At 74.4% G+C, this 11800-nt stretch carries 11 protein-coding genes; 6 read left to right on the top strand and 5 right to left on the bottom strand.

Going from position 1 to position 11800, the window contains the following annotated elements:
* Positions 1–187 precede the first annotated feature (187 nt).
* Both AB0C22_RS23580 and AB0C22_RS23575 read right to left on the bottom strand, forming a co-directional pair.
* Positions 188–1030 carry a hypothetical protein gene (locus tag AB0C22_RS23580; RefSeq protein ID WP_329012294.1) on the bottom strand — a complete coding sequence of 281 codons (843 nt, stop codon included), beginning with the start codon at positions 1028–1030 and terminating at the stop codon, positions 188–190.
* Positions 1027–1938, bottom strand: a complete 912-nt coding sequence (locus AB0C22_RS23575; RefSeq protein WP_219463955.1) for an ATP-binding cassette domain-containing protein — start codon at positions 1936–1938, stop codon at positions 1027–1029. Before AB0C22_RS23575 ends, AB0C22_RS23580 begins: the two co-directional genes overlap by 4 nt.
* 132 nt (positions 1939–2070) lie before the next feature.
* On the opposite strand from AB0C22_RS23575, the gene AB0C22_RS23570 reads away from it, so the two are divergent.
* Positions 2071–3306 (top strand): sensor histidine kinase, encoded by a 1236-nt coding sequence (locus tag AB0C22_RS23570; protein ID WP_329012290.1) that lies wholly within the window; start codon positions 2071–2073, stop codon positions 3304–3306.
* The gene (locus AB0C22_RS23565; protein ID WP_219463945.1) at positions 3303–3989 is read left to right on the top strand and encodes a response regulator transcription factor; all 687 of its coding nucleotides are present in this window, start codon (positions 3303–3305) and stop codon (positions 3987–3989) included. The genes AB0C22_RS23570 and AB0C22_RS23565 overlap by 4 nt, the downstream gene beginning before the upstream one ends.
* A 71-nt stretch (positions 3990–4060) precedes the next feature.
* Here AB0C22_RS23565 and AB0C22_RS23560 read toward each other — a convergent pair whose 3' ends face one another.
* The 3 genes from AB0C22_RS23560 to AB0C22_RS23550 are packed head-to-tail and all read right to left on the bottom strand — an operon-like array spanning position 4061 to position 6721.
* Positions 4061–4765 (bottom strand): VTT domain-containing protein, encoded by a 705-nt coding sequence (locus AB0C22_RS23560; protein WP_219463943.1) that lies wholly within the window; start codon positions 4763–4765, stop codon positions 4061–4063.
* Positions 4762–5484, bottom strand: coding sequence for a glutamine amidotransferase (locus AB0C22_RS23555; RefSeq protein WP_219463941.1), 723 nt, complete (start codon positions 5482–5484; stop codon positions 4762–4764). The genes AB0C22_RS23560 and AB0C22_RS23555 overlap by 4 nt, the downstream gene beginning before the upstream one ends.
* Positions 5474–6721, bottom strand: coding sequence for a MurT ligase domain-containing protein (locus tag AB0C22_RS23550; RefSeq protein ID WP_208569768.1), 1248 nt, complete (start codon positions 6719–6721; stop codon positions 5474–5476). Before AB0C22_RS23550 ends, AB0C22_RS23555 begins: the two co-directional genes overlap by 11 nt.
* A 354-nt stretch (positions 6722–7075) precedes the next feature.
* Here AB0C22_RS23550 and mraZ point away from each other — a divergent pair, with 354 nt between their 5' ends.
* From mraZ to AB0C22_RS23530, 4 genes are all read left to right on the top strand, one after another.
* Positions 7076–7507 carry a division/cell wall cluster transcriptional repressor MraZ gene (gene mraZ, locus AB0C22_RS23545; RefSeq protein WP_208569736.1) on the top strand — a complete coding sequence of 144 codons (432 nt, stop codon included), beginning with the start codon at positions 7076–7078 and terminating at the stop codon, positions 7505–7507.
* A gap of 209 nt (positions 7508–7716) precedes the next feature.
* Positions 7717–8826 (top strand): 16S rRNA (cytosine(1402)-N(4))-methyltransferase RsmH, encoded by a 1110-nt coding sequence (rsmH, locus tag AB0C22_RS23540; protein WP_219470227.1) that lies wholly within the window; start codon positions 7717–7719, stop codon positions 8824–8826.
* Complete coding sequence (locus tag AB0C22_RS23535) at positions 8823–9419, top strand: hypothetical protein (RefSeq protein WP_219463939.1); 597 nt, start codon at positions 8823–8825, stop codon at positions 9417–9419. Before rsmH ends, AB0C22_RS23535 begins: the two co-directional genes overlap by 4 nt.
* Before the next feature lie 5 nt (positions 9420–9424).
* Entirely contained in the window at positions 9425–11785 is a 2361-nt protein-coding gene (locus tag AB0C22_RS23530) for a penicillin-binding transpeptidase domain-containing protein (RefSeq protein WP_357536977.1), read from the top strand.
* Positions 11786–11800 lie beyond the last annotated feature (15 nt).

The raw sequence follows: 11800 nt of genomic DNA, 5'->3' as shown, positions 1-11800 counted from the left end.
GAGATCAAACGCTGCCTCAAGCGCTACATCGCCCGAGACCTCTACCGACGCCTCGAAAACCCACCCCACCCACTTGACACGCCATAGGAGCGTCCTGTCGGGAAGTGCCCCTCGTCGACGCTTCATGCGGCGCGAGGGGCCCTTCCCGCCGGCCCGCCCGGCGTGCCGCTGCGGACCGTGGGGCGGGTCAGGGTTCGCGGCGGTGCACGACCAGCGCGGCCACCAGGGTGGCGACGACCGGCCAGACGGCGAGGGCCACCCAGGAACCCGGGATCGTGGCGAGATGCTCGTTGAACTGGATGTACGGGTTCGCGACGAGCCGCTCCCAGGCCGGCACCGGCAGGGCGTTGTGGAGCGCGGCCGTCCACCGGTTCTCCAGGTCGAAGGCCAGCGGCAACAGCAGCAGCAGTCCCGTGGTCGCGACGATCGCCGGGGCGGTGTGCCGCAGCAGCGCGCCGAAGCCCAGGCCGATGAGCGCGCAGACCGGCAGCAGCAGCGCCGAGGCGACGACCGCCCGCAACGCCCCGGGGTCGCCGAGCGACGCGCCGGCCCCCCGGTCGGCGAGGATGGCCTGCGACAGCCCGAACGACACAGCTGCGGTCAGCACCCCGACGGCCAGCATGACCGTCGCCAACACCAGCACCTTGGCGGCGGCCACGGCGGATCGGGCCGGTACGGCGGCGAACGTCGTACGGATCTGGCCGCTGGCGTACTCACCGGCGATCGCCACCGCGCCGACCGCCCCGGCGGCGAGGATGACGAACAGCCAACCCTCCTCGGGGAAGGCGTCGTGGATCGGGTCGAACGCGGCCTGCCGCTCCGCCGAGTAGCCCGGCCAGTTGTGGTGGTCGGCCAGCGCCGCCCGCACGCTGAACAGCACGGCCGACACCGCGATCAGCGCCAGCGACCCGTAGGTGGACCGCAGCGAGAACAGCTTGAGCCACTCGGCGGCGAGCAGGTCACGGAAGCGGGCGGCGGGCTCGACGGCCCGGCGCCCGGCGCCCCGGGTGGCCTCGGTCGGGGCGGTCACCGGTGTTCTCCCGCCCGGTAGTCGACGCGGTCGGCGGTGAGGTTCATGAACGCTTCCTCCAACGAGGTGGACCGGGTGATCAACTCGTGCACCGGGATGCCCCGGCTGAAGGCCAGGTCGCCGAGCGCCGTCGGGCTCAGGCCGGTCACCGTGAGCGCCCCGTCCGGGGCCGTCCCGACGTCCGCGCCCGCCTCGCGCACCGCGACGGTCAGCGCCGTCGGGTCCGGCGTACGGACCACGACCTGCGCCCGGACGCTGCGGGCGGCGAACTCGGCCAGGCTCTCGTCGGCGATCAACTCGCCCCGGCCGATCACCACCAGGTGCTGGGCGGTCTGTTCCATCTCGCTCATCAGATGGCTGGAGACGAGGACGGTCCGGCCCTCGGCGGCGAGCCGCCGGAACAGTTCGCGCACCCACCGCACCCCTGCCGGGTCGAGCCCGTTGAACGGCTCGTCGAACAGCAGCGTCGGCGGATCGCCGAGCAGCGCGGCGGCGATACCGAGTCGTTGCTTCATGCCGAGCGAGAAGCCACCGATCCGGCGTCCGGCGACGCCGCTCAGGCCCACCTCGCCCAGCACCTCGTCGACCCGCGACCGGCCGATGGCGTTGCTGGCGGCGAGCGCCCGCAGGTGCGACCGGGCACTCCGCCCGCCGTGCACGTCGCCCGCGTCGAGCAGCGCGCCGACGTGCCGTAACCCGCGCCGACGCGCGGCGAACGGCTGCCCGTCCACCAGGGCACTGCCGCTGGTCGGGCGGTGCAGGCCGAGCAGCAACCGGAGGGTGGTGGACTTGCCGGCGCCGTTGGGCCCGAGGAATCCGGTCACGTGTCCGGGTCGGACGGTGAGGGTGAGCCGGTCGACGGCCGTGGTCCGGCCGTACCGCTTGGTGAGGTCACGTATCTCGATCACGGCTTCGACGTTGCCGGACGGTGGCCGAGCGGGCGTCGTACCGCCGGCCACTTCGGGCACTGTGGGACGGGCCCGGGGGCGTACGCCCGCCGGCTGATGACCACCCGGCCGCCCGCTGGCTACGGTGTGCCCATGCGTGCCGTCGCCGCCCGTCCGTACCCTGTCGCCCACCGGGTGCGGACGGTCCTCATCTGGGCCGGGGTGGGCCTGTTCCCGGTCGTGGTGCTGTTCGCGTCGACCGTCGGCACGGGTGGTCCACTCCTGCCGGTCCCCACCCCCGACGGGAGCGTGCCGGGGATTCCGCTGCGCTACCTCGCGCCGGCGCTGGTGGTGCTGCTGCCCGCCGCGCTGCTGGGACGTCGTCCGCTGCTCGCGTTGGGGCTGGCCCTCGTCGGGGCCTGCACGGTGACCGTGGCGACGAACGCCTGGGAGAACGGCTACCTGTCCGCCGTCTGGTACCTGCAGTTCCTCGTCATCGATGCGATGGTGGGGCTGGTCGCGGCACGCTTCCCGGGCCGGATCGCGGTCCCCGCCGCCGCCGTGGTGCTCGTGCTGCAGGTCACGGCGGGTTTCGTCAACTCAGCCACCGGCCCGGTCGACCGGGCCGCCAGCTCGGTGCTGCTGGTGGTCGCCGCCGTGGTGGCCGGCGGCGCGGCGCGGGCCCGCGGTCGGCAGGCCGAGGAGTCACGCGCGCACGCCGCCGTCGAGGCGGTCACCGCGGAGCGGCTGCGGATCGCCCGGGAAGTGCACGACATGGTGGCGCACAGCATCGGTGTCATCGCCATCCAGGCGGGTGTCGGCGCCCGGGTCATCGAGACCCAGCCGGGGGAGGCCCGGGCTGCGCTCGCCGCCATCGAGCAGACCAGCCGGGACACGCTGGCCGGGCTGCGGCGTACCGTCGGCGCGCTGCGTCACCCGCAGCAGGCGGAGGCGTCGCTGGACCCGCCGCCCGGTCTGGCGGACCTGGACCGGCTGGTCGACGTGGCCGCCGACGCGGGGGTGCGGGTGGCGGTACGCCGGGAGGGCCCGCCCCGACCCCTGCCCGGGGAGGTCGACCTCGCGGCCTACCGGATCGTGCAGGAGGCCCTGACGAACGTCGTGCGGCACGCGGGCGTCGACCAGTGCCGGGTCACCCTCGACTATCTGCCGGACGGGCTCCGTGTCGAGGTGGTCGACGCGGGCCGGGGCACTCCGCCCGGCGGTGCGGGCGTCGGGCACGGGATCCTCGGCATGCGGGAACGGGCGACTCTGCTCGGGGGCCGGTTCGCCGCCGGGCCGCGCCCGGAGGGCGGCTTCCGGGTTGCGGTCCGCCTGCCGGCCGACGGCGGACGGGTGGGCGTCCAGGTGCCCGCCGAGGCCGAGGGGTGAGCATCCGGGTGCTGCTCGTCGACGACCAGCCGCTGGTCCGCGCGGGTCTGCGGGTGCTGATCGCCGACGCGCCCGACATCGAGGTGGTCGGTGAGGCCGGCACCGGCACGGAGGCGGTCCGGCTGGCCCGGGACGTGGTGCCCGACGTGGTGCTGATGGACCTGCGGATGCCCGGGACCGACGGCATCACCGCCACCCGGGCGATCACCGCCGCCGGCGGCCCGACCCGGGTGCTGGTGCTGACCACGTTCGACGACGACGCGCACGTGCACGGCGCACTGCGTGCCGGGGCGAGCGGATTCCTGGTCAAGGACATGGCCCTGGACGACATCCTCGGCGCGGTCCGGGTGGTCGCCGCCGGTGACGCCCTCATCGCTCCGGCGGTGACCCGCCGGCTGATCGCCGAATTCGCCCGCCGCCCCGACCGGGCTGCCCACCCGCGCCCCCTGCCCGGGGTGACCGAGCGGGAACGCGAGGTGCTGACCCTGGTCGGTCGGGGACTGTCCAACGCGGAGATCGCCGCCCACCTGTTCATCAGCGCGGCCACCGCCAAGGCCCACGTGGCCCGGCTGTTCACCAAGCTCGGCGCACGGGACCGGGTACACCTGGTCATCGCCGCCTACGAGGCCGGGCTGGTCCACCCCGCGCACCGTGACGACCGTGACGCGGATCGCGGCCCCTGACCCGCCGGGGCGACGGCACGCCACCGGCCGGCCCGTCCGGCGTCGGCGCCGGTCCCCGACGCCGGTCGGGGTCAGCCCGGGTCGAGCCGGCGTCGGCGCTCCGCCCGCCACCACTGGTACGCCAGCACCGCGCTGGCGATCAGCCCGAGGCCGGCCGGGGCGGCGGCGTACCAGTTGATGCTGCCGGGGGAGCTGGCCGCCGCGCCGACGGCGGCGTAGCCGAAGGCGGTCGGGGCGGAGGCCAGCACGCTGCCGACCAGGAACGGCAACACCCGCGCCCCGGTGGTGCCGTAGCCGTAGCTGACCAGGCCGAACCCGGCGATCGGCAGCATCCGTACGGTGATCACGCCCAGCACGCTCTGCCGGGCGAACCAGCCGTCGAGCCGGGCCAGCCGGCCGCGTACCCGTTCGGCGACGAACTCCCGCCCCAGCACCCGGCCGACGGCGAAGCCGAGCGCGGCGGCCAGCAGCGCCGCGCCGAGCGCGTACGCCGCCCCCTCCAAGGCACCGAAGACGGCCCCCGCCACGAGCGTGACGAAGGTCCGGGGGACGAGCGCCACCAGCAGCAACGCCCCGACGACGATCCCGACGACCGGGGCGTACCCGCCGAGGGTGTCGGCCAGCCGGGGCAGCTCGCCGACGTCCGGCCGGGGTGCCACCAGCAGCACCGCCGCGAACCCGACGAGCATGACCAGCAGCAGGGCGAACCGCCGGGCGGACGGCTGACCGAGCGACCGCCGGGCGGCGGCGACCGCGGCCGCCCGACGGTGGGTCATGTCCGGGCGGCGGAGGCCACCGCGGTGCGGCGTTCGGAGCGGAGCCGGTCGGCCCAGGTGTCGTCCAGCGGGGGGAGTTGGTGCGCGCCGGTGGCCCAGCGCAGCAGCAGGTCGGCCAGGGCCGGGTTACGGGCCAGTGCCGGCCCGTGCGAGTAGGTGCCCAGCAGGCTGCCCCGCCAGGCCCCCTCGGTGACGCCGTCGTTGCCGACCCCGGCGCTGACCCGGGCCAGTGGCGACACACCGGGGCCGAGGTGGGTCCGGCCGCCGTGGTTCTCGAACCCGGACAGCGCCGGCACCCCCAGCCTCGGGTCGATCTCGCCGGCCAGCTCGCCGACCGCCCGGGTGGGACCCCGGTCGGAGGAGAGGTCGAGCAGCTCCAGCCCGGCGCACTTGGTGCCCTTGGCGAAGAAGGAGGTGCCGAGCAGTTGGTAGCCGGCGCAGACGCCGAAGACCACCGACCCCTGGGCGACGGCCCGGTGCAGGCCACCGTCGGCGAGCAGGCGCTGCGCGCCGAGTGCCTGCGGGCCGTCCTCGCCGCCGCCGATCAGGTAGATGTCGGCGGTGGCGGGCAGCCGCTGGTCGGAGCGGACCTCCAGCACCTCGACCGGCATCCCGCGCTGCTGCGCCCGGCGGGCCAGGATCAGCAGGTTGCCCCGGTCGCCGTAGGTGGAGAGCAGGTCGGGGTAGATCCAGACGATACGCAGGCTCTCAGTTGACACGGTCCAACTCCGCTCGGATGTCCTGGAAGGCGGTGTAGTTCGCGATGACCTCCAGCCGGCCCGGCGGCACCGCCCGGACCGCCTCGCCGAACGCCCGGACGTGCTGGAACGGCACCCCGTTGACGTCGAGCCGGACCGCCAGGTCGTACGCCCGGTCGCCGGTGATGAGCACCTGCCGGCCGCGCAGCGGGGCGAAGTCGACGTCGAACAGCCAGGAGGTGTCCAGCCCGTCGGGGTCGCGGGCGTTGATGGACAGCAGGGTCGGCGCCTCGTCGGCCATGTCGAACGCCTCCAGCCAGCTGGCCGGGTTCTTCGCCAGCAGCAGCCGGATGTTGCGGCCGTCCCGGTCGACCTGGGCGTACCGGCCGGCGACCGAGCTGACCGTGTGCAGCCGGGAGACCGCGTCGACGGGGCGTACCCCGAACTCGGCGGCGACGGCGAGGGCGGTGGCCGCGTTGCCGAGGTTGACCTTGCCGGGGAGCTGGAGGGTCACCTTGTGCCAGGCCCCGGTGGGGTCGAGCACACCGTCGTCCTCCACCGTCCACTGGGCGTCCGGGCGGCGCAGCGGGCAGCCGGTGCACCACCACTGCTCGCCGGAGCGCTGGATGGTGGAGCCGCACTCCGGGCAGACCCAGGAGTCGTCGTGCCAGCGCTGGCCGGCGCTGAACCAGGTGACGTGCGGCGGGCGGACGCCCCGGGCGGGGTCGGCCGGCGGGGTCGCCGCCCAGACCACCATCGGGTCGTCGGCGTTGGCCACCACCCGCACGTCGGTGTGCCGGATCAGGGCGGCCCGCCAGAGCTGCGCCATCATGGCCACCTCCTTGGCCCGGTCGAGCTGGTCGCGGGAGAGGTTGAGCAGGGCCACCACGTGCGGTTCGGTGGCCTCCAGCACCTGCGCGAGGTAGTGCTCGTCGACCTCCAGCACCGCGTACGGGGTGCTGCCGGCCTTGGCCAGCGCCGAGGTGTGCCCGGTGGGCATGTTGGCGCCGAAGGAGTTGGTGGCGACCCGGCCGAGCACGCCGACGGCGGCGGCGCTGAGCCGGGTGGTGGTGGTCTTGCCGTTGGTGCCGGAGATCAGCGCGATGGCGCGACCGGCCGAGAGGTGGGCCAGCAGGTCCGGGTCGATCTTCAGCCCGATCCACCCGCCGATCACCGAGCCGTCGCCCCGGCCGGCGGCGCGCGACAGCGCCGCGGCGGTCCTCGACACGGAGCTGGCCACCTTCGCCCGCAGGGGCATCTTCGCGTCTGTCACGCGAGCGAGGTTACCGGACCTCCGCGCCCGCCAGATCGCCGCCGACGGCGAACCGTTCGGTCGGGGTGGGCCGGGCGTCCGGTCGGTGAGCGCTCCACCGGACGGAGTCGATCAATGTCGGGTAGCGGACGCGGCGCGGGGGCGGCTCGGCCCTCCACTTCGCTCCACCGGCTCTGACGTGCGGTTTTATCCCCGTCGGCGACGCGCCGGGCGGGCGATTCTGGTTGCAGGTGGAGGGAAGTGGAGTAGAGTGGGGCGCATTGGTGAGGCCGGGAGGGCCCACCGGCCCAGGGGGTCAGCGGCGCCGCGAACGCCGCTCAGGGCGAGGGGGTTGGGCCGATGTTCCTCGGCACCCACACTCCGCGCCTGGACGAAAAGGGTCGGTTGATCCTTCCGGCCAAGTTCCGGGACGAACTGGCGGGGGGTGTCGTGATCACCAAAGGACAGGATCGCTGTCTCTACGTCTTCCCCACGCCCGAGTTCCAGCGGATCGCCGAGCAGTTGCGCGCGCAGCCGATGACGAACAAGGCGGCCCGGGCCTACAGCCGGGTCTTCTTCGCCAGCGCGCACGACGAGGTCCCCGACAAGCAGGGCCGGGTCACCATCCCGGCCCACCTACGGTCCTATGCCGCGCTCGACCGGGATCTGGTGGTGATCGGGGCGTCCACCCGGGTGGAGATCTGGGACCGGGCGGCCTGGGAGAGCTACCTCGCCGACAGCGAAGACGACTTCGCCGACATCGAGGAGGGGGTGCTGCCCGGCGGTCTGTAGGGCGTGGCGACGCCCGACGTACTGCGAGATCTCCAGCCGCTTTCGAGTTCCTGGCGCCCCTTCCCCGGTGCCAGGGGCACGATCTCCACCCCGGGTCGGTGACCCGGAGCCGGAGCGGGAGCGGATGGGGATCTGGCGGTACGACGGTACGGCGTCGTCCGACGAGCAGAGCGCGACACGACGAGACTTATTCCACAGTGGGGGTCGACATGGGGGAGCTGCGCGGCACGCACGTGCCGGTGCTGCTCGAGCGGTGCCTCGAGCTGCTGGCCCCCGCGCTGGACCGGGGCGGCCGTACGGTCCACGTCGATGCCACGCTGGGTCTGGCCGGGCACGCCGAGGCGGTGCTGCAACGGCACCCGCACACGGTGCTGATCGGTCTGGACCGGGACACCGAGGCCCTGGCGCACGCCCGGGTCCGGCTGGCCCGGTTCGCCGACCGGATCCACCTGGAGCACGCCGTCTACGACGAGCTGCCCGAGGTGGTGGCGCGGTTGGGCTATCCGGGCATCGACTCGGTGCTGTTCGACCTGGGCGTCTCCTCACTGCAACTCGACGCGCCCGACCGCGGGTTCGCCTACGCCCAGGACGCGCCCCTGGACATGCGGATGGACCAGACCGGGGGGGTGACCGCCGAGGAGGTGGTCAACAGCTACTCCCACCCGGACTTGGCCCGGGTGTTGCGGGTCTACGGCGAGGAGAAGTTCGCCGGCCGGATCGCCTCGGCGATCCTGCGGGAGCGGGAGCGGGGCCGGATCACCTCGTCGGCCCGGTTGGCCGAGCTGGTCAGGGAGAGCATTCCGGCACCAGCGCGACGAACCGGGGGACACCCGGCCAAGAGAACGTTTCAGGCTTTACGGATCGAGGTAAACAGGGAACTGGTGGTGCTGGAGACGGCGCTGCCGGCTGCCCTCGACACGCTCAACGTGGGCGGTCGCATGGTGGTCCTGTCCTACCACTCGTTGGAGGACCGGCTCACCAAGCAGGCGCTCGCCGACCGGGTCCGCAGTAAGGGCCCGGTCGACCTCCCGGTGGAACTACCCGGGTCGGGTCCGACGTTCCGGCTGCTCAGCCGGGGTGCCGAACTCGCCGGGGAGGCCGAGGTCACCGCGAACCCGCGGGCCGCATCCGTGCGGTTGCGGGCGGCGGAGCGACTCGACCCGACCACCGGGCAGCAGGGGCGGACCGACCGCGAACGGTCCCGCCGACGGGTCAGGGCGATGCACCAACCGGGCACGGGGTCGACGCCGGGTTCCACAGTGGACGACGGGGCGACGTCGGGGGACGGCAGGACGGACGAACAGGGGGAGGGGACATGAACGTCAACAAGCGTGACGACCGCGACGCGGTCGTCGGGCAGCGCGCACCGCGGTCGGGGGGCCGGACCACGGCGCAGCGCACGACCCGTACCACGATGCCGGCGGACCTCGCCGGTCGAGCGGGGGAGGCTCGCCGGGGGGCGCGCGAGTTCCCCACCCAGGGCAGCGCCGCGCTGCGGCCGGCCGAGCAGCCGGCCACCCGGACCACCGGCACCGGTTCACCCCGGCTGCGGGTGGCGCCGCCGCCGCCGGTCCGGGTGCCCCGGGCGCCGTTCGCGGCACTGATCGTGGTGCTGGTGGTCGGTGGGGTGCTGGGCATCCTCGCCGTCAACACCAAGATCAACGAGAACGCGTTCCGGCTCCAGCAGCTCCAGCAGCAGCAGGCCCGCCTCGACGTCGACCAGCAGCAGCTGGAGAAGCAGATCGAGGAGGCCAAGGAGCCGGGCAACCTGACCGCCGAGGCCCGCAAGCTGGGCCTGGTGGAGGCCGGCGAACCGGCGTACATCCGGCTGCCGGACGGTCGGCTGATCGGCGTGCCGCAGCCGGCCGACGGACAGCCGGCGATCACCAGCCAGCAGGGCAACGGGGGGTAACACCCGTGCCACCCAGATCCGACGAACCGCGCCGGGACGCCACGGGCTCCCGGCGCGGATCGGTTCGTGGTGGGACCGCCCGGGGCGGCGAGCCACGCCCGCCGGAGCCCCGTACACCAGAACCACGGACCCCGCAGTCGCGCACCGGCGAACCCCCGGCCGCCGGACCCCGGGCCGGTGAGCCCCGGGGACAGGGCCGGGCCGGGGACGCCCGCACCGGGCAGCCCCGCGCCGGGGACGGCGGGGGGATCTCCGACGCGCGGGCGTACACCCCCCGGGGGCGGACCATCCGGGAGAGCAGCGACGAACGGGGCGGGCAACGGCGTACCCCCCGGGCCGGACGCTCCGGCGACCCGTTCCGGCCCGCCCTCCAGGTGCTCGACGGCGGCCGGGCCGCCGCCAACCGGGCCGGCCGCCGGGAGGCCGCCCCGACCGGGCGCACCGGCGTCATCCGGACCGTGCCGGCCACGGCCGCCCCCGACGACGACGAGTTCGCCGATCCGCCCGCGCCGCGCCGCCGCCCCGGCCGCACCACCCCGCGCCGCACCGACGCACCCGGCCGGGGTGCCCCCCGCCGGACCGAGGCACCCCGGCGCACCGACCGGCCCGCCGGCCGGCGACCGGTCCGCAAGCCGCGTCGCCCGCCGAAGCTGGCCGAACCGCGACGCCGGCTGCGGCTGGGCACCGCGCTCGTGCTGGCGGTCTTCGCCGTGATCGGTATCCGGCTGGTCGTCCTGCAGGCCGTGGACACCCCGGCGTACGCCGGCGGTGGCGTCGGCAACCGGCTCAGCCGGGTCGAACTGCCGGCCCCGCGCGGGTCGATCGAGGACCGCAACGGCGCTCCGCTGGCCCGCAGCGTCGAGGCGCGGTACGTCTTCGTCGACCCCACCCTGGTCAAGGACCGGACGGAGACCGCGAAGCTGCTCTCCCCGCTGCTCGGCATTCCCGTCTCCGAGCTGGCCGAGAAGATGAAGCGCCAGGGCGGGCTCCAGTTCCGTTATCTGGCCCGGGGCGTCGACATCGCCCAGGCCAAGCAGATCGAGGCGCTCGAACTGGCCGGCATCGGCACCCACCGTGACGAGCGCCGCGAGGTGCCCGGCGGTGACCTGGCCGCCAACCTGGTCGGCTTCACCAGCCCGGACATGGACGGTCTGGAGGGGCTGGAGGCCCGCTACGACGACGTGCTGCGCGGGCAGGACGGCCGGTGGGTCTACGAGGCCGGCGCGGGCGACCTGGACGCGCCCATCCCCGGCGGCTACAGCCAGACCACCGCCCCCAGGCCGGGCAGCTCGCTGGTGCTCACCACCGACCGGGACCTCCAGTTCCAGGTGCAGCAGATCCTCAGCCGGCAGATGGCGCAGACCCGGGGCGCGATCGGCGCGGCCGTGGTGCTCGACGTCAAGACCGGTGAGGTGCTGGCCCAGGCGAGCAACCCGACCTACAACGCGGCGTCACCGGATCAGAGCCGGCCCACCGACCGGGAGGACGCGGCCACCAGTTTCGTGGTCGACCCGGGTTCGGTGCACAAGGCGATCACCTACGGCGCGGCGTTGCAGGAGGGCGTCATCACCCCCGACAGCGCCTGGCCGGTCGCCAACACCATCACCCGGGGCGGGGTGACCTTCCGCGACACCCACCCGGCCGAGGGTAAGAAGTTGAGCGTGGCCGGGATGCTCGCCTACTCGTCCAACGTCGGCACCATCGAGATCGGCGACCGGCTCGGCCCGGACCGGCTGATCGACTACCAGAAGCGGTTCGGGTTGGGGCAGCCCACCGGCGAGGGGATGCCCGGCGAGGCGTCCGGGCGGCTGCTCCCGGCCGACCAGTGGAGCGGCTCGTCCTACGGCTCGGTGCCGATCGGGCACAGCGTCGACGCGACCCCGCTGCAGATGGCCGCCGCGTACGCCACGATCGCCAACGACGGCACCTACGTCCAGCCGCACCTGATCAAGGAGGTGGTCGGGGCGGACGGCAAACGCACCCCGGCCGCCGCCCCGGTCACCCGTTCGGTGCTGAGCCCGAGCAACGCCGCCGCGCTGCGTACCCTGCTGGAGGCGGTCACCACCGTCGACGGCGCGACCGGCCTGGCCGCCGCGGTGCCCGGCTACCGGATCGCCGGCAAGACCGGCACCGGGCTGCGCTACGTCAACGGCAAGCAGCAACCCGGCGAGGTCGGCTCGTTCATCGGGATGGCCCCCGCCGAAGCACCCCGGTACGTGGTGGCGGTCTTCGTGTGGAACCCCGAGGGCGGTGGCGGCGCGGTCGTCGCCCCGGCGTTCCGCGAGATGATGGGCTTCACGCTGCGTCACTACCGGGTCCCGCCGTCGCGCGGGAAGTCTCCCAACTTCGAGGTCTTTCCGCGCTGACCGGGAACGGCGGGA

This window comes from Micromonospora sp. NPDC048894 (assembly GCF_040649765.1).
GTDB classification, from domain to species: domain Bacteria; phylum Actinomycetota; class Actinomycetes; order Mycobacteriales; family Micromonosporaceae; genus Micromonospora; species Micromonospora antibiotica.
Note: the sequence above shows the minus strand (reverse complement) of the source record. Positions and strands in the feature narration are given on the sequence as shown.